Origin of the sequence: Listeria goaensis, assembly GCF_900186125.1 — a bacterium.
Classification (GTDB): domain Bacteria; phylum Bacillota; class Bacilli; order Lactobacillales; family Listeriaceae; genus Listeria; species Listeria goaensis.
Window position 1 is genome coordinate 32,536 of record NZ_FYBQ01000011.1, and the last position, 24,985, is coordinate 57,520.

Genomic DNA, 24,985 nt, shown 5'->3' on the forward strand with positions numbered 1-24,985 from the left:
AGAGTCAAAAAATAGAAAGTGGGTGAAGCAAACTTGGAAAAAGTAGCCCGACCCAAAAAAGCATTATTTCTAAGTGCTCTATTCATCCTTTCAGTTGTTATCGCACTTTTTGTAGTTTGGAAGGTTCAAGCAGAGGAAATTACACCTAGAGTAAGCGAAGCGGAGCTTATTGCAAGCAATAAATCGTGGATTGCAACGAAAACAGCAATTCCATTAACGGATGACATTTCATTTTTACCAGCCGAAAAAGATACAGAGGTTCATATATTAGCTAACGGAAATTTAGTTGTCGATGTCACCAATCATGAAATTTTAAATCAACTTTCAGAAGAAGATTCTAAGTACGAAGGGATTAAAGAATATCGCTTAGTTATTGCTGCGTCAAATGTGGCGGAGTATATCAATAACTCGAAATTCAAATATCCTATGGATCATGCTTACGATGGCTTCTCTAATTATCAAATTGAAAGTGGCACGCGTGAAATCCAAACGAGCAATGAAACCATCAATTTAACACGCAAAAAAAATCAAGTGACTGCCAAATCTTTAGTGCCCGTCGAGTTTTCAAATGAACTGGCGACAAAAAGCATAAAAGCTTTGCAAATGAACATCACAACAGAAAGTTTAGCGCTAGATGATTCGTTTGAGGCGAAAGCTAAAACGGTCACAGCCTATCCTAAAACATTCTTTTATGATTTCAACGTTACTCGAAACTCATGGCTCATTTTTTCAGAAACGAAACAAGTAAATGTTTCTGTGCCAATTGGGATTGAATATATTATCAAATAACAGCAGGGCAGTCACTCGCTCTGCTTTTTGAATGGGGAGAACGCCAGATGCCAAACGAAATGTTAAAGAAAAACCAAATACTGTCTGTAACCATCGAGGATTTAACTCATGACGGAAGCGGAATCGCCAAAATCGACGGCTATCCGCTATTTATACCTGCGGCGCTTCCAGGCGAAGAAGTCCGTGTAAAAGTGGTCAAGGTGAACAAAAAGTATGGTTTCGGAAGAATCGAAAGCTTCGAAAAAGAAAGCCCAGAACGCGTCACACCACCTTGCCCCGTGTACCAAAAATGCGGCGGCTGCCAGCTCCAACACCTCTCTTATGAAGGGCAACTTTTGTTTAAAAGAAGGCAAGTCGAACAGCTTATGAAGCGCGTCGGTAAACTCGAAACCGAAGTCCTGCCAACAATTGGAATGGCAAAACCGTTCCGCTACCGAAACAAATCGCAAGTGCCAGTCGGTTATGTGAACGGGAAACTCGGCGCAGGTTTTTATCAAAAGAGAAGTCATGACATCATTGATATGGATACGTGCCTCATTCAAGATGAGAAAAGCGATGCGGCCATTCAAGAAGCACGTGCGGTTTTCGCGGAATTTTACACGGAGCCATACAATGAAGCAACCCACCAAGGCGATTTGCGCCACATTATGACGCGCGTCGGCAAAACATCAGGTGAGCTCATGCTCGTTTTAATCACGCGCACGCTTGATTTCCCAAACAAACCAGCTATCCTTGAACAACTTAAAAAACGCGTTCAAGGTGTCACCTCCATCGTCCAAAACATCAATGCGAATAAAACGAACGTCATTTTGGGCGATAAAACGGTCACGCTTTATGGCCCAAATACGATTACAGACACCATTCACGGGATTCAATTTGCAATTTCAGCACGGAGCTTCTACCAAGTCAATCCGGAGCAAACGGAAGTCCTTTATCAAAAAGCGCTTGATGCAGCGAATTTAACCGGAAATGAAACCGTCATTGATGCCTATTGTGGCATTGGCTCCATCTCGCTTTGCCTCGCCAAAAAAGCAAGACATGTTTACGGCGTCGAAATCGTAAACCAAGCCATCCTTGACGCGCGAGCAAATGCCAAGCTAAACCAAATCGAGAATGTCACGTTTGAAACCGGAAAAGCAGAAGACGTTATCCCCAACTGGTATAAAAATGGGATTACCGCAGACGTCCTAGTCGTCGATCCCCCAAGAAAAGGATGCGACGAAAAATTGCTTGCCACTATCTTAAAAATGAAACCGAAAAAAGTCGTCTACGTATCCTGTGACCCAGCAACCCTTGCCCGCGACTTACGCATCTTAAACGAAGGCGGGTATAAAGTTTCAGCCGTCCAACCTGTGGACATGTTTCCGATGACGACGCATATTGAAAATGTCGTATCTTTGGAATTATAACAGGAGTCTCAAGTTGGATAAAATTGCAAGCAAAGAGGACGTATTCAGGCACTGCGCAAGAGCTGACAACATTTGTTTCTCTTTACCAGTCGAGGAATAAATATATTTTTTAGTGAGTTTTATGCTATAAAAAAGCCCGATGATACAAAAGAATCATCGGGCTAAGTGTTTTCAATATAAAATTACTTATTTTGTGTTATTTTCCGAAAAATGAACTTATGAAATATCTAAATACATTATGTAGATAAGTATTTTATAAAATTTCTTATAGTTCTAATAATATCTTTTTGTTTTCGCATCAAAATATTTTAATGTAATAACATAACGATTATAATTCCAGCCACTGCCAGCACGGTTTACATTACTACTATGCCAGTATACGTTATTTGGAACACTTTTCCATTGCTCTGATACAACTGTACGTTTTTTAGTATATTTATTGATATCATATTTTTGCCAGCTTAACACGGATTTTGACATAGCATCTGGGGTGATAGTAATTAAAATTCCAGTTATTAATATAAGCGCAAGCGCAATCTTGTACATAGCCTTTTTCATGTTGGTAAACAACTCCCTTGTGTAAGTTTATAGTAGCACTAAGTGTTTATTTTTTTTGCTTAAAGTGAGAGCTATTTTCACCTCCTTTCCAATCTATATAATAATTAATCACCAGTAGAAGACATAAACTAATTAGTAATACGATTACACCAGTAACAAATGTAATAGTAGGATTGTTACATGCTTCCGCTAAAAAATAATTTGTCACTTGCCCGGAATTAAAATAAGTCATTGGTAGAAAAGCAGCTATTTTATCAAGAAAAACCACTTTGCCGATAAGAAACGTTGGTGCAATTAAGAGAATTAGGCTTAAGAATAAAGTGGGCATGGCTTTCTTAACTATTTTACTAATTAAATCAATGACTAAAATGACAATTAACAAACTGAGCATTTGAAGAATGATGGTTTCCAGCAACAATTTTCCAACAGGAAGGGTTACATATCCACCACTCATCTCTGAAAGAATTGGATAATTTAAGCTTCCTAGACCAGATAAAACTGTTGCTGGAAGAAACGCAAAAAGAATACTTAAAAAATAAATGATAAGTGCCACACACGTACTAAAAACTAAGCGTTCTGTTGTATTTCTAAAGCTACTAAGGGGCATCAATTTCATTCGATCTAAGCCATTATGAAATCGTTCTGTTAAAACGGAAGTTAGAGCGAAACAACTGACAATAATAATGAGTAGAGGGAAGAAATTTACTAGCATACGGTAAAGATAGGTGAATCCTTGTGTTTCCATATCTTCCACTTGCTCGTTAATATTTAATTCTTGTAATTTCTTATATTTGGTTAAGTCACGGATATTGAGGGATTCCATTCCATTATCCGTAAAGGTTTCTTTTTCAAAAGCAATAGATTTTTCGATTTCTTTAATTTTCAAAGCGTATGCTTGTTTGTATTGTCCCGAATTATAGTAATCGCGAATTTTCTGATAGGTAGTCAAAAGTTGTTGAGTGCTTACTTGATTTTCATCAAGTAATTGTTCATCCTCTTTTGATAACTCACCATTATTTCTTTTTTTTTGGTTGTTTTTAAAACCTTGCTCATTGATTGACATGTTCAAATCAGCGATAGCAGCCATATCGTGTTCTTTTTCTGTTATTGTATTCATAATTAGAACAAATAAGATGGTGGCTACTAATACAAAAAGTGGTATCCAGTTTCCCTTTGTTTTGAAAAACTTCTTAAAATAAAAAGTTTGCTGTTGCATAGGTTGCCCCCCCTTAAATTTCTATCGTTGTTTGTAGTTTTCGGTCGTGAATTTGAACAATCTCATCTGAAATAGCGTACATTTTATCGTCCTGATGAGAGGTGAAAATAATCGTTTTACCACTGGCTTTTGCTTGCTCTATGAATGTTACAAAGCGTTCTTGATTCTTGTAATCTAATCCATTGGTGGGCTCATCTAAAAGCCAGTAAGTTGTTTGACTAACGGCATACATCGCAAGCAATGTTTTTTGTTTCATACCTAAAGAATATTTGCGGATAGGTATTTTTAGAAATTCTTCTAGTTCCCAAAATTGAATAATCTCTGCTAAATCAGCAGATGTACTAGTCCACATTTTTTGCACAAATTGCAAGTAGTCCCATGCAGATAAGTTTGGATTAAACCATTCGGAAGTTTCATAGTAAAAAAGCTTTTGACGGACGTCTTTTGATTTTAAAAAGAGCTGATTTTCTTTAAAAATAATTTGTCCACGATTGGCAGGCTTTAAACCTGCTAAGACACGTAAAAGTGTTGTTTTTCCAGAGCCATTTGGTGCTGATATTCCATAAATTAAAGCATCTTTAAAAGTAAAGTTGCTATCTTTTAGTAAAGTTTCCCGTGTAACGATATCTAAGTTTTGAACTTGTATCATTTTTTCACCTATTCTTTCTTGTTAGAACTATGTAAATAGAAATTAATGTTCATTATTCTGTGTATTTATGTTACACTGAATGAAATATAGACATTGTTTTGCCCTTACTTTTTAGAATAACATACTTTATTTATATGCGACGAAAATTCAACTGATAAGTAGAATAAGGGAGATGACATCGAGATGGAAATAGCGAAATTAATTGGGAATGCGCTTCGTGTGGTTCGTAAAAATAAAAATGAAACGATTACGGATTTTTATGGCAAGCGCATGTCAGAGAAGTATGCGTACCGAATTGAGGGTGGGCATCAAAATATTGGACAGGAAAAACTTGAAAAAGTATTGCGAGATAACGGAGTTTCTTTTGAAGAGCTTATTTTTATTTGCCGGGGATACCAGAAAAGGGCATTAGATGAAATTATGGACCAATTTTTGAAGGTGGGTAGCGATTTCATTGGAACAAACATGAACCAGCTTTTATCCCAAGTGAAAGAAATAAAAAAAGAGCGTAAACTTTGTGCTTATTTAGAAACGATAACAAGGGCATACATGCCTCAGCAAACTGATGAAGCTATCCAAAAGCTCATTCTTCCTATATGGGTTACGTTAGCTGAACAAGAGCAGTGGACGTATTATGAGCTTATTGTAATGTGTCATGTTTTATATATGATTGATATTACGCAAATTGATGTGATAGCGAGCAGGGTGTTTAAATCGTTAGAGCGGTACAAAGGTTATCAAAATGTTGAGGGGCTACAAATAGCGACGTGGTTCTGTTTTTGTGAAAGGCTTCGTTTAAATGGTCGCTTTTGTGAAACAAAAGATTTATTAGAATGTACTTTGAAACGAGCGATTACACGTGAAGATGGACTTATGATTTTTAAATGTGAATTTAGATTGTGTGAGCTCGCTAGGATTGAAAGTTCAGAGGATAGGACAGATATATCAGCGAAGGTAGACCGTATTTTGAGCGGTTTATTAGTCATGCAACAAGTGGACACAGCGTTCGCTTTTAAGAAAGACTGGTTGGGAGCGGGAATCGAAGTGGCAAGTCTATGAAACAAAAATACTCGTGCTTTTTCCAAAAAAATTTGATACAATCGTTATGAGAAGAACTTCACATGGAAGGAGTAGTTGACTTTGAGTATGACGATGTATTTTGATAATGAGAACGGGATTCAGAAGGAAACGAGCCATCCGCACTTTACAGAGCACTTTCACTTGGATATTTACTATGATTTGGAGCAAAAAGAGGCGCCGTTTAGTAGCGCTATAGGACAAGAAGTTTTAGATCGCCTAACGTCTTATTTTAAAGATAAATCAGATGAGGGGCTAAATTTATCTGCATTTCCGAAATATTTTGCGGAAGAAAAAGGGATTTCATTTGTGGAGCCGAAAGACTATGATGCTGCGACGCTTCAAAAAATGCGCGAAAGCCAGGATGAAAACACCTTTTTATCCATGAAAATAGCTGTTAGTGCCGCACTCGGTCAAATTAAAATTACCGGTTATATTTTACCTGCCTTGCGCGATAAGGCACTCGACGCTTTGCATGTTTTAAAAGAAATTGAAGTGGACGAGTCGGGATATTATGACCAAATGTTTTATGATTTATTGACATTCACGAAAGATTACACGGCAATTTTACCAGAACTTTGGTGTAAACGCTGCATACAGTAAACTAAAATCAAATATAAAACAGCTTCACACCATATTCAGTCTAAAATAACCCCTCGCAGCAGCGAGGGGTTATTTTAGTTTCGCCAAAATTTCATCGGCAATTTCGTAAGGATCTTTATTGTCGGTTATGATGACATAATTAGCAGTTTGCTCGTATAGTGGTGTGCGACTTTCGAAAATGGCGGTTATCTCCTCGCTCGTTTTAGCCTGAAGGAGAGGTCTTGTTGTGTCGTTTCTGAGGCGATGTAGAAAGATTTTCGGGCTCGTCCTTAAGTAAAAAACCGGCGCGGGGTGGCGGATTAGGAAGGCTTGATTGTTGTCGTCTAGCACAATACCTCCTCCGGTTGAAAGCACGGCAGAAGTGTCGCGTAATTCGGCAAGTTTTCCGCGCTCCATTTTGCGAAAGGCTTCTTCGCCATATGTATCAAAAATCTCACGAATTGACTTTTCTTGTTCGATTTCGATTTCCTTATCAATATCAATAAATGGAAGTTCCATTTTGTTTGCTAAGAGCTTTCCAATGGTCGTTTTGCCAGCTCCCATAAAGCCAGTTAAAATAAGTTGTCTTACCATATTTATCTCCCCCAATTTACAAGTATTTTAACACTTCTAAGAATTAAAGGTCAATGGTTCGAAGTGATGCTAACTAACGAAAATCATCGTTTGTCAGTATGTTGATTTTGGAGGTTGCCCCTTTTTATCCAGTAGGATTTAGTGTAGAATGAAGTTATGTGGATAAAGGAAGGATCGAAAAGATGGGAAATTTAGCTAAATTGAAGTCGGGTGAGACGATGAAGTTGATGGTGAATCGGCGGCTTGTTTTTTCAAGTGTGCTGATGACTTTGGCTGTTTGCGTCTTGATATATTTGAGTTTTAGTCATTTGAAAGGGGTTACGGGAACGGAGGAAGTCATTCTCCTCATTTTTCTAGCGGCGGCGACTTTGCGTCCGTTTTTTCGGCTTTTAAACGTGCAGCCGACTATTGAACTTTCCAAAGAAGGAATTTCGTATCGCGGCGATTTTCAAACTTGGTCTGCCGTTTGTGAGCTCGAGTTAAAAATGCCACGTGTAACAGTTTTTCAACACGGACGCCTTGAAATTTATACGTTTATTAAAGAAGAGAGAGAACTTGTGTGGGATATTACCGCGTATGATAGTGAAATCTCACTTTCTGAGCTAGAAATGCTTATTCAGGAATGCATGGCGGAATTTGGCGAGGAAAATCGTAAAACGTCGGAAGAACCAGCATTATCTTTCTAAAAAGCAGAATATCTGCTTTTTTTTTTGAAAAAAATAGCTTTCTACAACTATAGACCTTGTTCAAATCTTTCGGTATACTGTAAAATAACACGAGATGACTGAATATCAGGAGGAAAACGATGGAAGATTTAATTTTAAAAGCCCATAAAGTGCGTAAAGTTTACGGGTCAAAAGGAAGTCTTTTTCCTGCTTTAAATAGTATTTCTTTAGAGGTGAGAAAGGGGGAGTTTGTTAGTGTCATGGGACCGTCTGGTGCGGGAAAGTCGACACTTTTAAACGTGCTGTCATCAATTGATGGCCCCACTTCTGGTGAAATTGAAATTAACGGGAAGTCACTTTCCGATATGCGCCAAAAGGAATTGGCGATGTTTAGGCGGGACCAATTAGGCTTTATTTTTCAAGATTATAATTTATTAGAAACGATGTCGCTAAAAGATAATATCGTGTTGCCGCTTTCTTTAAATCGTGTGCCACCTATTGAAATTGAAGTGCGTTTTGAAGAGATTGCAAGGCAATTTGGCATTTATGATTTGCGTGATAAATTTCCAAGTGAAGTTTCAGGCGGCCAAAAACAACGCACAGCAGTTTGCCGCGCGATGATTACAAAGCCAGCGCTTATTTTTGCGGATGAACCAACCGGTGCACTTGATTCAAAGGCGGCAACGAACTTATTGGAAGGTTTAAAGCAAGCGAAAGAACAAGGAAGTGCTACGATTTTAATGGTCACGCACGATGCTTTTGCGTCAAGCTATTCAGACCGCGTCTTATTTATTAAAGATGGTGAAATCTATACTGAAATTCACCGCGGTAAAACGACGCGCAAACAATTTTTTCAAAAAATATTAGATGTGCTGGCGATGCTTGGCGGTGAAGCTGATGACGCTTTTTAAAATTGCTGTCACCAACATGCGAAAAAATTTCAACCAATATTTGATTTACTTCATTAGTATTGCGATTAGCGTATTAATTTATTTTACCTTTATGTCGCTTTCGCAAAATCCGCTTATAAATAAAATTTTCAAAAACTGGGAAGTTGTTGGGAACTCTTTATTTTCATCAGCGGGCGTCATTCTTATTTTATTTGTCGGCTTTTTCATTTTTTATTCGAATAGCTACTTTTTAAAAAAAAGAAAAAGGGAATTTGGCTTGTACGCTTTGCTCGGTTTAAGAAGAGGGCAAATTAGTATTATTATTATTTTTGAAAATTTGTTAACTTATTTGCTCGCGCTTGTGGCGGGGATTTTGACAGGTATTTTCTTTTCTAAACTGTTCATTATGCTCCTCTTTTGGATTGTCAACTTACGCGTAGATACACAGCTAATTGTGTCTACTAAGGCGATTACAGACACCATCTATACTTTCCTCCTCATCATGGGCGTCACGTCAGTCTATGCGGTGTACATCATTTTTCGCTACAGTTTGCTCGAACTCTTTAAATCCGAAACACGCGAGAAACGTGTAAAAGGCTCGCTCATGTTGACCATTGCCGGACTCCTTTTCATCGTCTTTGGCTATTGTTTAGCACTTCAAATCGTTGTAAATTCTTCTTTTTGGGAAAAAGTAGGATTTGGCAACTGCATTTTATTGATCCTTGGGTCAGTTATACTGGGAACATGGATTTTTATTCGCTACTCCATGCCACTCGGGTTACGTTATTTTTATAACTTTAAAAAGGCCTATTATCGCGGAACAAATTTAATCACCGTCACATCCCTGCGTTACCGCATGAAAAAAAATGCCAATACATTAGCCATGATTGCCGTTTTAAGTGCCACAACTTTAACTATCATCGGCGCTATTAGTAGCTTCTATTACATCACCATCGATCAAGTGCAAAAAGAAAATCCAAGTAGTTATCAACTTTTAAATTTAACACCAAATAAAGAAGCTGAAGTGGAGCGAATTATTAAGCGCGATAAGAATCATAATTTAAATTACATGACAAGAAGTGCTTATATTGATGCTTACGTTGAGCAAGAACTCGACCAAATGCCGTATGATTACTATCAAAATAAAGCTACGTTTTCTTTCATTACAGAATCAGAATTTAATCGTCTTAATTTAGTAGAAAACAGGAATAATAAACCCATTCACAATTTAAAAACGGGTGAAGCTGTTTTTGTTGGAAAATCAATGAGCAATGTACGTGATAAGCGTGTACAACAATTGCTAGGCGAAGAATTTAAAATTGTTTCAACCGATAAAACAAAAAAACTAGGCGATGTCACGATTACCGATTTTCGCTATTATCCGATTTTTAATGCTGGTTTTGCAGATGCGATGCTTGTTGTTAGTGATGCGTTTTATAATCAACTTACAGGAGAGTTACGCACGCAAAAAGTTTCCATCTATGATGTGACAGAAGTCGATCATTCCGAAGCTTTAGGAAATAAAATTCAAATGGCCACAGAAGGAAAAATAAATCTATGGTCGGAAAACTTTTCAAGCTATTATTCCAACTATCACATGGTGTCGATTTTAATGGGAACGATTCTTTATATTGGCGTCTTTATTGGACTGGTTTTCTTCATGGCAACAGGCAGTATCATTTACTTTAAACAAGTGACGGACGCCTATTTAGAGCAAAATCAATTTACGACACTCTTTAAACTGGGCTTAACGCGAAAAGAATTAAGGCGTGTTGTTTCTAGACAAATTGCGCCAATGTTTATTATCCCGCTCTTACTTGGCCTTTCACACAGCATGATTGCCATGATTGGGCTATCAAGAAATATCGATTATAGCTTGCAGTGGCCTGTCATTATCGTCACAAGTGTGTACTGCATTTTTTATGGTTTTTATTACTGGATTTGTGTGAACAGCTACATGAATATTGTCACGCGTTTCCGCCATTAAGTGGTAAAAATAACGATAATCAGCTAAAATAGAGAAGAGCGAAATTTTACTTTAAAGCAGGTGATTTCATTATCCGGTGATGGAGACAGATACGCGCTGCGAAATGAAATACAAATAGAACTGGTCGTGTGGTGTTAGTTTGAAATTGGAGGCAAAACGATGGTTAAAGTTTATATTGTAGAAGATGATTTAGTCATTCGCGATACGATTCAAAAACATTTGATGAAGTGGGGCTTTGATATTCACACCGTAGAGGATTTTAATAACATTTTAAATGAGTTTTTAGAATTCGAACCACAATTGGTTATTTTAGATGTGAATTTGCCATACTTTGATGGTTTTTACTGGTGCAATCAAATTCGCGAAGTTTCGAACGTACCTATTATTTTCTTGTCTTCTAGAAATTCGCGTATGGATCAAATTATGGGCATGAATATGGGGGCAGATTATTATATTGAAAAACCTGTCGATTTGGACGTTTTAATGGCGCGAATTAATGCGCTTCTGCGGCGTACTTATTCGTATGCTGAACTTGAAGAGCCCAATGTCATGGAACATAATAATGTCTTTTTGCATATCGACACAAACACGCTTACTTTTCTTGATGAAAAGATTGAGCTGACTAAAAATGAGTTTTTAATTTTATATGAATTAATGAAACAAAAAGGCAGTATTGTTAGCCGTGACGAAATCATGCGTGCACTTTGGGAAGATGAAAGTTTTGTGGACGACAATACGCTTACCGTTAATGTTGTGCGCATTCGTAAAAAACTTGCCGAAATTGGCTTAGATGATTTCATTAAGACGAAAAAAGGGCAGGGCTATATGATTGAATAAATTGGAGGAAGTAGGTTTCTTTTGCTACGAGAAACTTTTACTTCCTGTTTTTACATAAAAAAAGGAGGGGTTTGGATGAAGGTTTTAGTTTTAGGTGGTACGCGTTTTTTTGGTAAGCGTCTTGTGGATATTTTGCAAGCGGAGGGGCACCGTGTGACGATTGTGACGCGCGGCAAGGCGGATGTGACTATTCCAGCTGGTGTGAGGCATTTAAAATTAAATCGCGAGCGGCGCGAAGATTTATTTCAACTGGCAAATGAACAATTTGATGTAATTTATGACAATATTTGTTTTTCACCGCAAGATGCGCTTTATTTAATTCAAGCCTTTAAAGGCAAGAAAACGCGGCTGATTTATACGTCCTCTCTTTCGGTTTACGGGATAAAAGGACGGGCGCTTTTGGAAGAAGATTTTGATAGCAAGCACTACGAAATTATTCTTGGCGACCGCATGGACTTTGATTACGGCGAAGGGAAGCGTCTCGGCGAAGCGGTATATTGCCAGAAAGCGGATTTCGACGTGGTCGCTGTACGTTTTCCAATCGTGCTTGGCGCCGATGATTACACGAAGCGTCTGCAATTTCATACATCAAGAATCATGAATGGTACAGAAATCGGGCTCCAAAACGAGGAGGCGGAAATCGGGTTTATTACCTCAGACGAAGCTGCGCGGTTTCTTGCGTTTATCGGCACGAAGTCAGACTTTACTGGCCCGATAAACGCGGCGTCAAATGGTGTTTACAAGCTTAGCGAATTAATCGAAACATTAGAAACAATTACGCAGAAAAAAGCGCATGTTGCTGATGTTTCGGAAACTGATGATGAAAACGAATCGCCGTTTGATATTCCGAAATCGTATTATTTAGACAATACAAAAGCTAAAAATCTTGGCTTCATCTTTCAAGATGTCCATGACTGGCTACCAGTTGTTGCCAAAGAACAAATGCTAGCGAAAGATTTTAAATAAGAAAGAAGAGAAGACGATGCTAACTTTTGAAGAGAAAAAACAAATTATTTCCCGGTATACCCAATTAGAGGAAAAAGCGATTTCGCTTGGGCGTGTGAATTATCATTATCCAGAAAGTAAACGTGATAAGTCCATCTTAATTAAACATTTACATCCTAACGGAAATGGCTATGTGTATGCGCCGTATTTAGATGCGGATACGCTTGATAAACAAGGTTATTTCAACGTTTTTGAAGCAAGCGAATCCGAATTAGTCGGGCTCATCGAAGCCGCAATCGCATATATGGATAGCGACGGGGATATATTCCAAGAAGGGCAAGAAATAACGTATGTTGATGAATTTAATGAAAAACTGTCCTTAATTTATGAAAATAAAATGTGGATTGTTTACGCTTTCGAAAATGTGGAAGCGATATTCCCAACGATTGAAGCCGCGGAAAGCTATTTAAACGACGAAGGTTTTTTTGAACAAAAATAAGAGGAGGATTTCGAGTTGGAAACAGTTCAAAGTTTGCGTGAGCGCATTGCCGTCAGTGATCATCGGGCGAAGGCGGATTGTATTATTAAAAATGGTCGAATTATCAACGTCTTTACAGGAGAAATTATGGAGGGCGACATTGCCATTAAAAACGGTTATATCGCCGGCATTGGCTCGTTTGAAGAGGCTGCTAAAATTATTGATGCGAAAGGGCAATATATCGCGCCTGGCTTTATAGATGCCCACGTCCATGTGGAGAGCGCCATGATTACACCGAGCGAGTTTGCCCGTGTACTTTTGCCAAATGGTGTCACAACGATTGTGACGGACCCACATGAAATCGCCAATGTGGCAGGCGTTCCGGGAATCGAATTTATGCTAGCAGATGCAGAAGACGCGCCAATCGATATGTTTGTCATGTCACCATCTTCTGTCCCAGCAACGCCCCAAGAAAACAACGGGGCCACACTTCTTGCGGAAGATTTAAAGCCGCTTTATACACATGAGAAAGTCATTGGGCTTGCGGAAGTGATGGATTTTCCGTCGGTCGCATCAGGCTCGGCTGATATTTTACAGAAAATCATTGATGCGAAAGCGAATGGCGGGCGCATTGATGGGCACGGGGCCGGCTTAACGCGCGATAACTTGAATAATTATTTGGCGGCTGGGATTCGGACGGACCATGAAAGTACGACGCGCGATGAGGCGCTAGACCGCGTTCAGGCGGGCATGTTTGTCATGCTTCGTGAAGGAACTGTTGGACGCGATTTAGAAAAAGCGATTCAGGCTGTGCGAATTGAAAACAGTCACCGTTTTTGTTTTTGTACAGATGATAAATTAATTCCGGATTTAGTTCGGGAGGGGTCGATTAATTACAATATTCGGCTTGCGATTGCGCACGGGATTGCGCCGATTACAGCGATTCAAATGGCAACAATTAATGCTGCAAACTGTCATAATTTACCTTATTTGGGGGCGGTTGCAGCCGGCTACCAAGCGGATCTTGTTTTCCTCGAACGCTTGGAGGATGTTGCGATTACAAAAGTTTTCAAAAAAGGAGAGCTACTCGTTCAGGACGGCATTCGCTTGGAAGAAAAATTCGGAAAAGCGGATACCAATTTTGTATCGCCAAAAATCACACATCGCTTAACGAAAAAAGATTTGCGACTCACTTTGAAATCGGAAAACGTACGCGTGATGGGCATGTTGCCAAACAGTTTATTCACCGAGCGTTTAACCGCCACTGTGGACCTCAAAAACGGCGAATTTGTTCCCGACGCTTCCCGCGATTTAGCTAAAATGGTCGTTGTGGAGCGGCATAAAGGAACGGAAAATGTTGGCCTAGGCATTGTGAAAGGTTTCGGTATGCAAAACGGCGCCATTGCGACCACTGTAGCCCATGATTCTCATAATATTGTGGCGGTTGGTATGAATGATGTGGACATTGATTTTGCGATTCGTCGTTTAACGGAAATTGGCGGCGGCGTTGTCGTTGTTGCAAATGGCAAATTGCTTGGCGAGTTGCGCCTCGAAATTGCGGGCCTACTTACACATGCCCCGTTTGAAAAAGTGCAAGCCGATTTAGAAACGCTTTTAAGTGTGTTCCAGACGATTAGTCAGGCGCGCGGATTTGATCCGTTTCTTACGCTATCGTTTCTTACTTTGCCTGTCATTCCAGAATATAAACTTACCGATCAAGGGCTGTTTGATTTCCAAAAATTTGATTTTGTTCCACTTGAAATTGACGAGAAAGGGTGAGCTAAATGACTTGGTGGCGCTATGTACGCGATAAACGCTTTTTCTTATTTTTCTTTTTCATCGTCATGTTTTTTGTTGGTCTTTTAATTTACATTGACCCAAACAGTAAACTAACACTCGGCAATATTATTTATTTATACTTTTTCGTGTTCATGTTTTTAGTCGCCTACCTGATTCTCGGCTATATTTTTAAATATCGGTACTGGCAAGAAATGAAAGAGCTTGTTGATGGGGAAATCGATGAAAATATTATCGAACTCTTACCGAAACCGCGTACGAGCGAGCAAGCCTTCTTCAATGAACTGATGCGCAAAAAACATCGAGAAGAACAAAAAACGGTGACGGCGCTTCAAGATAAGCAAGAAGAATATCATGATTTTATTTTATACTGGGTGCATGAAGTTAAGACACCACTTGTGGCTAGTAAAATGCTGATTAAAAATCCGGATTTGAATGATACTGCAACGATTTTTTCGAAAGTCGATGAGGAGCTTGACCGGGTGGATCAATTAGTGATGCAAGCCCTGTACTTCTCCCGGCTTGACACATTTGCAAAAGACTATTTTATCCAAGAACAAAATCTTGGAAGTGTTGTTAGGGAGTCGATTAAGCGCCATTCGCGGCTGTTTATTTCCGGGAAGAAAAAGCTTTCGATGGACGATGTGAACGTTGATGTGCGGACGGACAGCAAGTGGCTTGGGTTTATTTTGGACCAGATTATTTCAAATGCTTTGAAGTATACGCCTGAGGGTGGCGAAGTGAAGATTTGGTGTGAGGAGGAAAAAGAGCGCATCGATTTGCATATTTGGGATAACGGTCGTGGCATTAGTGAAGAAGATTTGCCGCGCGTGTTTGAGCAAGGCTTCACGGGCATGATTGGTCGGAAAGAAAAGAAAGCGACGGGCATTGGGCTTTATTTGGCGAAACAAATGGCGAAAAAGCTCGGCCACAGCGTGGAAATTAAATCGAGTGAAGGAGAGTTCACGGAGCTCATTCTTCACTTTGCAAGAAAAGCAGACTATTTATTAGTGGCAAAAGATTTGGAGGAGGATTCATCATGGTTGAAGAATTGATTGTACGCGGAGCACCGCAAGAATATGTTTGTACAACGGGCGCATGGAAAACGCTACCGGAACATTTAAAAAGACGTCGTTTGGAAAAAGTCCTCGTTTTGCATGGCGACAAGTCATGGGAAGTGGCTGAGGAGAAATTTCCTGATTTGCCAGAGGTGACCGTTTCATTTGAACAATATAATGGCGACTGCACCTACGAAGAGCGCGACCGAATTGTTCGCCTCGTTCAAGAAAAACAATTTGAAGCGATTATTGCAGTTGGCGGTGGGAAAATAACGGACTTAGCGAAAGCGGCTGCGCATGTGTTACGCATGCCAGTACTTATTTTACCAACACTTGCTTCGACTTGTGCGGCAGCGACACCACTTAGCGTCATGTATGATCAAAACGGCGCTATGATTTGCTACGATGTGTTCCCTGAAAGCAACGCGCTTGTTTTAATTGAGCCGGAAATCATTTTGCATTCTCCAATCTCGCTAATGATTGCTGGAATTGGTGATACGCTTGCGAAATGGTACGAGGCGGATGTCATCATTTCCCAGCTGGAAAATCTGCCGGTTGAAGTTGAAATTGCTTACTTTGCAGCGAATAAATGTCGGGAAAATCTGTTAGAGCTTAGCGTTTCGGCAATTGCTGCAATGGAAGCGGGCGAATTAAATGATGCGTTTATTAAAACGGTTGAAACGAATATTTTAGTTGCTGGAATGGTGGGTGGCTTTGGTGACCGCTATGGCCGAACGGCTGGCGCACATTCAATTCACGATGCACTCACAATGATTCCAGAAACACATTCTATCTTACATGGGAATAAAGTTGCGTACGGCGTGTTCGTTCAACTCGTTCTTGAAAATCGTTTTGATGAATTGGAACGGTTACTGCCATTTTATACGGCGCTTGGTTTGCCGACTTCACTTGCCGATATGTTGACGGAGTCGCTTTCTGAAAGCGATATACGCGCTGTTTCAACTCGTGCGACAGAGGCGGGCGAAACAATTCATATGATGCCGGGTGAAATAACTGCGGATAAAGTCGAGCAAGCGATACTTGGGCTTGAAAAATATCGAATGGAAAAGCAGGTTAGATAAAATGAACATACGGATAGAAACGCAGGAGGAAAATCGGGAAATTTTTGAGATTCATAAACGCGCTTTTGGTCGCGAAGATGAAGCTAAGTTAGTGGATTTAATTCGTGAAACGGAGCAGTATGTCTGTGACCTTTCACTTGTCGCTGAAACGTTAGACGGACAACTTGTCGGTCACGCCTTGCTTAGTGAAATTTTTCTTGAAAGAGAAGGGGAAACACGCGTTTTACTTGGTCTTGCACCGGTTTCGGTGTTGCCAGAATTTCAAGGCGAAGGGGTCGGGAGTGCGCTCATTGAGGAGGGCATTCGGCTTTCGCGTGCCAAAGCATATCCGGGAATTATCGTGCTCGGCCATGCGTCTTACTATCCTAAATTTGGTTTTAAGAAAGCTGCTGATTTTGGGATTTCTGCACCGTTTGATGTCCCGGAAGAAAACTTTTTAGCGCTTGAATTGTATCCGGGCGGCTTAACTGATTTTAGCGGAGAAGTTAGCTATCCCGATGCGTTTAACCAAGTGTAAAGGAGTGCGAAAAAAAGAGGCATAAATTCAGTAACAACCATGTTTGAAATGGAATGGTTACTTGGATGTATGCTTCTTTATTTTGATGCGAAAAATCTATTTGCTTTGGAAAAATTCTAAAATAAAATCGTGAAATAGTCGTTCGGATGGAGATAAATTGCGTTTTTTGGTGGTGATGAGGCCGACTGAACGGCGTAAGTCCTTGTCGCGCAAAGGGATGCTGATGGTTTCTTTGAAGATGGCACCGTCTAAAATCATTTCTGGGAGAATGGAAATGCCGAGTCCAGCGCCGACTAGGCCTTGAATTGTGTAGAAATCGGTGCTTTGAAAGGCGATATCAAGCATAATACCTTTTTTTTCGGCGGACTTTTGGACGATTTGGAATAAATCGAAGTCGCTCGGATAAAGGATAAATTTTTCTTGGACGAGGTCTTGAAGCGTTAACGTCTGCTCGCTGCTTAGCGGATGCGTTTTTGGGACGATTACTTTTAATTTTTCATCAAAAAAGCGGGTTGTGTGAAAAAATTCGGATTCAGCTGGGACGGGTGACAAAAACGTGAAGTCGAGGTCGCCAGAGTGTAGCATGTTTGTGAGTTCTGCGTTTGAGCCTTCCAGAAATTGATAGGAAATGTCGGGATATTTTTCCCGAAACTTGGAAATGACGGCGGGTAAAACTTTTGTGGCGAGCGAGTTAGGGAGCCCGACGCGCACGGTTCCAAGTGTTGGATTGGTATACTCGGTAACAATGGATTCTGCTTTTTGGAGTTCATTGAAGGCGCGCTTGGCTTGTTCAAGAAAATCTCTCCCAACATTTGTAAGGCGCATGTTTCGGCCGACGCGTTCAAACAGCGCCACGCCGAGTTCATCTTCGAGTTTAATAATCTGCCTACTGACGGCAGATTGGGCGACGTGTAAATTTTCGGATGCTTGCGTCATATGTTCGACTCTTGCGACTTCCATAAAATATTTTAATTGGCGTAGTTCCACGTTAAACACTTCTTTCGTTCTCAAAATGAGATTGTTTTATTCTATTATATATATTGTTTCGATAAATGAAAAGGGATAAAATAGAACTTACACAAAACGTCACTTGATGGGAGAGAATTTTCTATCAATTTAGTTTATTCCGTCAATAAAGAGAGGCGGATGCTGGAGGAGGAATTTGAATGAGAAATGTAGGATTGCCAAAAAAACATGGTTTATATAATCCAGAAAATGAGCATGATGCTTGTGGAATCGGTTTTGTGGCGAATGTACAAAATAAAAGTTCGCATAAAATTGTGGAGCAAGGGATTCACATGTTATGCCAGCTTAAACACCGCGGTGGTGAAGTTGGCGGAGATACGGGTGATGGCGCTGGCATTTTACTTGAAATTTCAGATGCTTTTTTTAGAAAAGTTTGTTCTGAAGAGGGCATTTCACTTCCAGAAAAATTTAAATATGCGGTGGGCATGATTAATTTTCCGCAAGATGAATTTGAACGCACAAAGCTGATGGAACGGTTTGCGGCAATTGTTTCGGAAGAAGGGCAAACGTTTCTTGGCTACCGAAAAGTGCCAACCGATGCAACGAAAATTGGCGCGGGCGCGAAACAGACGGAGCCGGCAATTTACCAGATTTTTATTGAACAGAAAGAAGCACGTTCTGAAAAGGAATTTGAACGCGCGCTTTATTTGATACGGAAACAAATTGAAAATTTTGCAAAGACACTTGACTTAGAAGGGACTTTTTACGTGCCGAGTTTATCAACTCGGACAGTGATTTATAAAGGGATGTTACTGCCAGAGCAGATTAGCGCGTATTATTTGGACCTCGCAAGCCAAGAATACACGTCGGCTTTTGCGCTCGTTCATTCGCGCTTTTCGACGAACACATTTCCAAGCTGGGAGCGGGCGCATCCTTACCGCTACTTGATTCATAACGGTGAAATCAACACACAACGCGGCAATGTGAACTGGATGAAGGCTCGTGAGAAACGCGCAGAAAGTCCACTTTTTGGCAAAAAGCTCGGTCAGGTTTTGCCAATCATTGATGAAGCAGGTAGCGACTCGGCCACGCTTGATAATGCGCTTGAATTCCTCGTGCAAACAGGGCGGGCGCTCCCGCACGCGGCAATGATGCTCATTCCGGAGCCGTGGGATAAAAACAAAAATATGTCGGAGGAAAAACGTGCGTTTTATGAGTATCACGCGACACTCATGGAACCGTGGGACGGACCGACTTCGATTTCCTTCACGGACGGCCGCGTCATTGGGACAATTTTAGATCGCAACGGCTTGCGTCCGGCTCGTTATTATTTGACGAAAGACGGGACAATCATTTATTCGTCGGAAACAGGTGTTGTGCCAGTTGATGAAGCAGACGTTGTGAAAAAAGAAACCGTTGGCGCTGGCCAAATGCTGCTCATTGATTTGGAGCAAGGGCGTATCATTCCGGACGCCGAGCTTAAAGGGGCATTAGAATCGGCGGAACCATATGCGGACTGGCTTGAAAATCTAACCGATATTTCCGAGCTCACGAAAGATGTAAAAGAGGATTTCGTGCCGCTCACAAAATCGGCTTGTTTTAAACTCGAGCAGGCTTTTGGCTACACGCAGGACGAGTTGAACAAAATTTTAATTCCGATGGTGACGGAGAAAAAAGATCCGATGGGCGCAATGGGGTACGACGCGCCGCTTGCAGTGCTTTCGAAACGACCACAACTTTTGTTTAATTACTTCAAGCAACTATTTGCGCAGGTGACGAATCCGCCGATCGACGGACTTCGCGAGGAAACGGTTGTGTCGACGATGACGCTTCTAGGCGACGAAGGAAATATTTTAGCTCCTGGCGCACAAAACGCTAATCGAATCCGCTTGAAAACGCCAATTTTGACGCGTAAGGAATATGCGGCCCTAAAAAACCAAACTAAATTTAGCGAAGCCACGACGATTTTACCGATGCTGTTCAAACAAGAAGAATGCGAGTCGCTAGATGCGCGCTTAAACATTCTTTTTACCCAAGTAGAAGAAGCCATTCAAGCAGGTAGCAAGCTCATTGTTTTAACGGACGAAGGGACGAACGCCGATTGGATTGGTATTCCGTCACTCCTTGCGGTAAGTGGTTTGCATCAACATTTGATTCAAAAAGGTTTGCGGACGAAAGCGAGCCTCATCGTGAAAACAGCCGAGGCGCGTGACGTTCATCAATGCGCAACACTTATTGGCTATGGTGCGGATGCGATTTTCCCGTATCTTGCGCTGCACGCTTTCCATGATTTAATTGAGCAAGGTCGCATGAAAGGTTTTACGCTTGATGAAGCGGAAACGAGATACATGGAGGCGCTCACAGACGGAATTTTAAAAGTGATGTCGAAAATGGGAATTTCCACTGTGCAAAGTTACCGCGGAGCACAAATTTTTGAAGCGATTGGCATTGGCGCTGACGTAACAGAGAAATATTTCCCTGGGACGGCAAGCGTATTATCTGGCATCCCGCTTGATATTATTGCGAAAGAAGCGTGGCTCCGCCATAGACAAGCGTTTCACGATATTGGCTATCAGGCGTTTACGCTAGATTCAGGCGGTGAATACCAGTGGCGTTCAAACGGCGAATATCACGTCTATAATCCGCTTGCGATTCACTCCTTGCAACGCGCGACACGCGAAAATGACCGCGAAGCTTACGAACTATACGCCGATTTAATGCAAAATCAAAATCAAGCTTTTCTACGTGGCTTGTTTGATATAAAAAGTGATCGTAAGCCCGTTCCTATCGAGGAAGTTGAACCAGCCGAAGCGATTTTTAAACGGTTTAAAACGGGTGCGATGTCTTACGGTTCGATTAGCCAAGAAGCCCACGAAGCGCTCGCTGTAGCAATGAATCGCCTTGGTGGCAAAAGCAATAGCGGTGAGGGCGGTGAAAATCCAGCGCGTTTTGTGCGCGATGCAAACGGCGATTTGCGCCGAAGCGCGATTAAACAAGTGGCGTCTGGTCGTTTTGGCGTAACAAGCCATTACTTGGTCAATGCGGAAGAGTTGCAAATTAAAATGGCACAGGGGGCGAAACCAGGCGAAGGAGGACACTTGCCTGGGAAGAAAGTGTATCCGTGGATTTCCAAAACACGTGGTTCAACAACTGGAGTCGGCCTCATTTCCCCGCCACCACATCATGATATTTATTCAATTGAAGATTTATCCCAACTTATTTTTGACTTAAAAAATGCGAATCAAAAGGCGCGTATTAATGTGAAACTCGTTTCGAAAACCGGCGTGGGCACAATCGCGTCTGGTGTGGCAAAAGGAAACGCCGATGTCATTTTAGTTAGCGGCTATGAAGGCGGAACAGGTGCTGCTGCCAGAAGTAGCATTCGCCACACTGGTTTACCGTGGGAAATTGGTCTCGCGGAAACACAGCAAACGCTCCTTTTGAATGGCCTTAGAAATCAAGTCACCTTGGAAACAGACGGCAAAATGATGACCGGTAAAGACGTTCTCATCGCGGCATTACTAGGCGCAGAAGAATATGGTTTTGCGACAGCACCGCTCGTGACACTCGGCTGCGTCATGATGCGCGTTTGTCACATGGATACTTGCCCGGTTGGCGTCGCAACACAAAATCCAGAGCTGCGCAAAAAATTTGCCGGTTCCGCCGACTACGTTGTGAATTTCTTCCAGTTTATCGTTCAAGAAATGCGCGAAATGATGGCGGAACTAGGTTTCCGCACGCTGGACGAACTAATTGGCCAAAAACAATATATCACACTCCACGAACGAAAAGACGCACACTGGAAAGCGAAATATTTGGACTTCAGCAAGTTGCTTTATACAGATGACTTTTACAAAACACAGACGCAAATTTGCACGAAGGCGCAAAATCATAAGTTAGAAGAAACACTTGATGCCCGCCAAATTGTACAGCAAATTCAGCCAGCACTTGAAGCGGGGCAAAAAGTGACGGGGACATTCCCTGTGCGCAACATTGACCGCGCAATTGGCACCATCTCGGGTTCAATGATTAGCGAAAAATTTGGCGCAGAAGGCTTACCGGAAGATACCGTTGATTTGACGTTTATCGGTGCTGCAGGTCAAAGTTTTGGTGCCTTTACGCCAAATGGCATGACACTTCGAATCATAGGCGATGCGAACGATTACTTCGGAAAAGGGCTGTCAGGCGGGAAACTCATCGTCGCACCAAATGACAAGACACCCGTAAATCCGCACGAATCGGCCATCGTCGGCAACGTCACACTTTACGGCGCAACAGGCGGAGAAGCTTATATGTTAGGAAAAGCGGGCGCCAGATTTGCCGTACGAAATAGCGGTGCGACCGCCGTTGTAGAAGGCATCGGCGATAATGGCTGTGAATATATGACAGGTGGTGCCGTAGCCATTTTAGGCGAAGTGGGAGACAATTTCGCAGCGGGAATGTCAGGCGGTGTGGCGTACGTTTATACGCGTGACAAGGAAGCCTTTCATTTGAAGACGAACCACGAACTTGTTTCGGTGCGGAGCGTGTCTTCTGCGCGGGAGGCGAATCGTTTGAAGGATATGCTGATTCGCCATGTCGCCTACACAGGGAGCAAGTTCGCGAAATCCATTTTAGACCAATTTGAAAATGAACTTGAGCATTTCGTGTACGTCATTCCGCATGAATATGAGGCGATTTTGACGCGAATGGAAGAGCTTGAAGCGAGCGGTGAAACGCATGCGGCGGCGGAACTGGCAGCATTTTATGAGCTGACGGGAAATAAAGAGGAAGTTACGGCGCAGTAAAGGAGGCGATGAATTTGGGAAAATCAACTGGTTTTATGGACTATAAACGGATTAAAGCGCCCGTTCGCGATCCGAAAACGCGGACGCGCGACTGGAATGAATATAATCTACCGATGCCGGAACAGGATTTAACGATTCAAGCGGCGCGTTGCATGGACTGCGGTGTCCCGTTTTGTAGCGTTGGCATGGAAATTAAAAACGGCGTATCGGGTTGCCCGCTGAACAATTTGATTCCTGAGTGGAACGATGCGGTTTACCGCGGCGACTGGAAAGAAGCGCTCATGTTGCTTATGAAGACGAACAATTTCCCAGAGTTTACTGGGCGTGTCTGTCCAGCCCCGTGCGAAGGGGCGTGTACGGTCGCGATTTCGGAACCGGCGGTCGGCATTAAATCGATTGAAAAGGAAATCATTGACCGCGGATTTGCCGAAGGGTGGATTCAGCCAGAGCCACCGCAAAATAGGACGGGTAAACGGATTGCCATCATCGGCTCTGGTCCCGCTGGTCTTGCTTGCGCTGATCAGTTAAACAAGGCGGGGCACTTCGTCACGGTTTATGAAAAAAGCGATCGTATCGGCGGCTTGCTCATGTACGGCATCCCAACGATGAAACTCGAGAAAGAATCCGTCATGCGCCGTGTCAATTTGATGGCCGCTGAAGGCGTCGAATTTGTGACAAACGTCAACGCCGGCGTTGACATCACAATGACGGACTTAAAAGCTGAATTCGATGCCGTCGTCCTAGCAACGGGTGCAAGCAAGCCGCGTGATGTTGAAATCCCTGGACGAGAAGCAGCAGGCATTCACATGGCCGTCCCGTACTTGACCGAAAGCATTCGCGACAATCTCGATAACAAGGGCGTTCAAACCCTCTCTGCACAGGGGAAAAAGGTGATTATCATTGGCGGTGGTGACACCGGTGCGGATTGTGTTGCGACAGCCCTTCGGCAAGGTGCAACCTCCATCCACCAATTCGGACACCGCGGTAAGCTTCCGGAACAGCGGACCGGGAAAAACCCGTGGCCTGAATACCCACATATTTTCCAGATGGATTACGCTCACGCTGAAGCGGAAGCCGTTTATGGTGCTGATCCACGCAAGTATTTAATTAGCACAGTCGCGTTTGAAAAAGACGACGCTGGAAACCTAATTGGTCTTCACACTGTTCAAGTGGACCATGATGTAGAGAATCATAAGTACACACAAATACCAGGTACTGAACGTTTCTTTGAAGCCGACATGGTTCTAATTGCCGCTGGATTCGCTGGCGCTACAGATGATATTTTCACGAATTTTAATGTGGGCCAAACAAAGCGCCACACAATTGATGCCGCAAAAGGGTTTTACAGAACGAGTGAGGAAGCAGTATTCGCTTGTGGGGACGCAAGATACGGCCAAAGCCTCGTTGTGACAGCCATTGCAGAAGGCAGAGAAGCTGCGCGTGAGGTTGACTTTTATTTAATGGACGAAACGTTCTTACCATAAGAAAAGCGAAGGATTTGCCTCCTTCGCTTTTTTACGTGGGAAAATAATTCTTTAATAGCATACTAGTGAAAATAAACTCAATGAGAGTTTTTTGGAAGAGTTATAACTTTTGAAAAACATGAACACCTCACAAAAATCAATATTCTCCTAGATAAAAGGGGATAGAAAAGAGACTCAATTCGTGTTAAGATAAATGAGCAGAGAAGTAAAGATGGTGGCTGAAATTCCCTAGCAAGGGGGTGAGGCCGATGTTTATTCGAGGTTTCTTCCTGGAAAGGATTAACTGTGTCGGTGTATGAAACGCTAGTGCTGATGATTGCTTTTGCAATGTTAGTATTAGCTGTTCGTGACTCGAACGATAAGCAAAAAAAATAACCATCTAATTCTTTGGACGAAAGGATGGTTATTTATATCATCTAATCAGCCACCATCTTTAATGGCTCTGTGCGGGGATATGTTAGCGCATATCCCTTTTCTTATTTCGAGTATACCACACACTTTCAAAAAAACAAATTCTTTTTAAACGATAAATTACTCCTAAAGTCCAAAAAATCCACCGAAAGCCAAGGTGTATTTCAAAATTTAATATAAGCAATAATTGAATAAAGATGAGCAAGA

Annotated in this window: 22 protein-coding genes; 17 read left to right on the forward strand and 5 right to left on the reverse strand. The window is 41.8% G+C overall.

Annotated elements, in window-relative coordinates; all coding sequences use genetic code 11:
* The first annotated feature begins 33 nt into the window (after positions 1–33).
* Together CFT42_RS11875 and rlmD are read left to right on the forward strand one after the other, a co-directional pair.
* On the forward strand, positions 34–789 hold the full coding sequence (locus CFT42_RS11875; protein WP_088810867.1) for a hypothetical protein: 756 nt from the start codon (positions 34–36) through the stop codon (positions 787–789).
* A gap of 47 nt (positions 790–836) precedes the next feature.
* Positions 837–2,198: a 23S rRNA (uracil(1939)-C(5))-methyltransferase RlmD gene (gene rlmD, locus CFT42_RS11880; protein ID WP_088816212.1), complete on the forward strand. Its 1,362-nt coding sequence runs from the start codon at positions 837–839 to the stop codon at positions 2,196–2,198.
* A gap of 273 nt (positions 2,199–2,471) precedes the next feature.
* Here the strand turns inward: rlmD and CFT42_RS11885 are convergent, their stop codons facing one another.
* From CFT42_RS11885 to CFT42_RS11895, 3 genes are read right to left on the reverse strand one after another with little or no spacing between them, the layout of a single operon-like run.
* Positions 2,472–2,756: a hypothetical protein gene (locus CFT42_RS11885; protein ID WP_088810869.1), complete on the reverse strand. Its 285-nt coding sequence runs from the start codon at positions 2,754–2,756 to the stop codon at positions 2,472–2,474.
* Between the two features lie 46 nt (positions 2,757–2,802).
* Positions 2,803–3,972 carry an ABC transporter permease gene (locus CFT42_RS11890; protein ID WP_088816213.1) on the reverse strand — a complete coding sequence of 390 codons (1,170 nt, stop codon included), beginning with the start codon at positions 3,970–3,972 and terminating at the stop codon, positions 2,803–2,805.
* A gap of 13 nt (positions 3,973–3,985) precedes the next feature.
* Positions 3,986–4,621: an ATP-binding cassette domain-containing protein gene (locus CFT42_RS11895; protein WP_088810871.1), complete on the reverse strand. Its 636-nt coding sequence runs from the start codon at positions 4,619–4,621 to the stop codon at positions 3,986–3,988.
* 183 nt (positions 4,622–4,804) lie between these two features.
* On the opposite strand from CFT42_RS11895, the gene CFT42_RS11900 reads away from it, so the two are divergent.
* The gene (locus CFT42_RS11900) at positions 4,805–5,680 is read left to right on the forward strand and encodes a hypothetical protein (protein ID WP_088816214.1); all 876 of its coding nucleotides are present in this window, start codon (positions 4,805–4,807) and stop codon (positions 5,678–5,680) included.
* A gap of 81 nt (positions 5,681–5,761) precedes the next feature.
* On the forward strand, positions 5,762–6,301 hold the full coding sequence (locus CFT42_RS11905) for a molybdate metabolism regulator (protein WP_369821473.1): 540 nt from the start codon (positions 5,762–5,764) through the stop codon (positions 6,299–6,301).
* A gap of 69 nt (positions 6,302–6,370) precedes the next feature.
* Here the strand turns inward: CFT42_RS11905 and CFT42_RS11910 are convergent, their stop codons facing one another.
* Positions 6,371–6,874 (reverse strand): shikimate kinase, encoded by a 504-nt coding sequence (locus tag CFT42_RS11910; protein ID WP_088810873.1) that lies wholly within the window; start codon positions 6,872–6,874, stop codon positions 6,371–6,373.
* 182 nt (positions 6,875–7,056) lie between these two features.
* On the opposite strand from CFT42_RS11910, the gene CFT42_RS11915 reads away from it, so the two are divergent.
* From CFT42_RS11915 to CFT42_RS11960, 10 genes are all read left to right on the forward strand, one after another.
* Positions 7,057–7,560 carry a hypothetical protein gene (locus CFT42_RS11915; protein WP_244169969.1) on the forward strand — a complete coding sequence of 168 codons (504 nt, stop codon included), beginning with the start codon at positions 7,057–7,059 and terminating at the stop codon, positions 7,558–7,560.
* Between the two features lie 119 nt (positions 7,561–7,679).
* Positions 7,680–8,450 carry an ABC transporter ATP-binding protein gene (locus tag CFT42_RS11920; RefSeq protein ID WP_088810874.1) on the forward strand — a complete coding sequence of 257 codons (771 nt, stop codon included), beginning with the start codon at positions 7,680–7,682 and terminating at the stop codon, positions 8,448–8,450.
* On the forward strand, positions 8,437–10,416 hold the full coding sequence (locus CFT42_RS11925) for an ABC transporter permease (RefSeq protein WP_088816215.1): 1,980 nt from the start codon (positions 8,437–8,439) through the stop codon (positions 10,414–10,416). Before CFT42_RS11920 ends, CFT42_RS11925 begins: the two co-directional genes overlap by 14 nt.
* A 159-nt stretch (positions 10,417–10,575) precedes the next feature.
* Positions 10,576–11,253 carry a response regulator transcription factor gene (locus CFT42_RS11930; protein WP_088810876.1) on the forward strand — a complete coding sequence of 226 codons (678 nt, stop codon included), beginning with the start codon at positions 10,576–10,578 and terminating at the stop codon, positions 11,251–11,253.
* Between the two features lie 75 nt (positions 11,254–11,328).
* Positions 11,329–12,219 (forward strand): NAD-dependent epimerase/dehydratase family protein, encoded by an 891-nt coding sequence (locus CFT42_RS11935; protein ID WP_088810877.1) that lies wholly within the window; start codon positions 11,329–11,331, stop codon positions 12,217–12,219.
* 16 nt (positions 12,220–12,235) lie between these two features.
* A complete protein-coding gene (locus CFT42_RS11940) occupies positions 12,236–12,697 on the forward strand; it encodes a hypothetical protein (protein ID WP_088816216.1) in 462 nt (153 codons plus the stop codon).
* A gap of 15 nt (positions 12,698–12,712) precedes the next feature.
* Complete coding sequence (gene ade / locus CFT42_RS11945) at positions 12,713–14,455, forward strand: adenine deaminase (protein WP_088816217.1); 1,743 nt, start codon at positions 12,713–12,715, stop codon at positions 14,453–14,455.
* 5 nt (positions 14,456–14,460) lie between these two features.
* Entirely contained in the window at positions 14,461–15,528 is a 1,068-nt protein-coding gene (locus CFT42_RS11950) for a sensor histidine kinase (protein WP_088810880.1), read from the forward strand.
* Positions 15,513–16,613: an iron-containing alcohol dehydrogenase family protein gene (locus CFT42_RS11955; protein WP_088810881.1), complete on the forward strand. Its 1,101-nt coding sequence runs from the start codon at positions 15,513–15,515 to the stop codon at positions 16,611–16,613. Before CFT42_RS11950 ends, CFT42_RS11955 begins: the two co-directional genes overlap by 16 nt.
* A 1-nt stretch (position 16,614) precedes the next feature.
* Positions 16,615–17,130, forward strand: coding sequence for a GNAT family N-acetyltransferase (locus CFT42_RS11960; protein WP_088816218.1), 516 nt, complete (start codon positions 16,615–16,617; stop codon positions 17,128–17,130).
* 96 nt (positions 17,131–17,226) lie between these two features.
* Here CFT42_RS11960 and gltC read toward each other — a convergent pair whose 3' ends face one another.
* Positions 17,227–18,117, reverse strand: a complete 891-nt coding sequence (gene gltC, locus CFT42_RS11965; protein WP_088810883.1) for a glutamate biosynthesis transcriptional regulator GltC — start codon at positions 18,115–18,117, stop codon at positions 17,227–17,229.
* A 179-nt stretch (positions 18,118–18,296) separates the two neighbouring features.
* Here gltC and gltB point away from each other — a divergent pair, with 179 nt between their 5' ends.
* The 3 genes from gltB (at position 18,297) to CFT42_RS15125 (ending at position 24,742) form a co-directional block, all read left to right on the forward strand.
* Complete coding sequence (gene gltB, locus CFT42_RS11970; protein ID WP_088816219.1) at positions 18,297–22,883, forward strand: glutamate synthase large subunit; 4,587 nt, start codon at positions 18,297–18,299, stop codon at positions 22,881–22,883.
* Between the two features lie 14 nt (positions 22,884–22,897).
* Positions 22,898–24,367, forward strand: a complete 1,470-nt coding sequence (locus CFT42_RS11975) for a glutamate synthase subunit beta (RefSeq protein WP_088810885.1) — start codon at positions 22,898–22,900, stop codon at positions 24,365–24,367.
* A gap of 285 nt (positions 24,368–24,652) precedes the next feature.
* Positions 24,653–24,742 (forward strand): putative holin-like toxin, encoded by a 90-nt coding sequence (locus CFT42_RS15125; RefSeq protein WP_220387118.1) that lies wholly within the window; start codon positions 24,653–24,655, stop codon positions 24,740–24,742.
* The last annotated feature ends 243 nt before the right edge of the window (positions 24,743–24,985 follow it).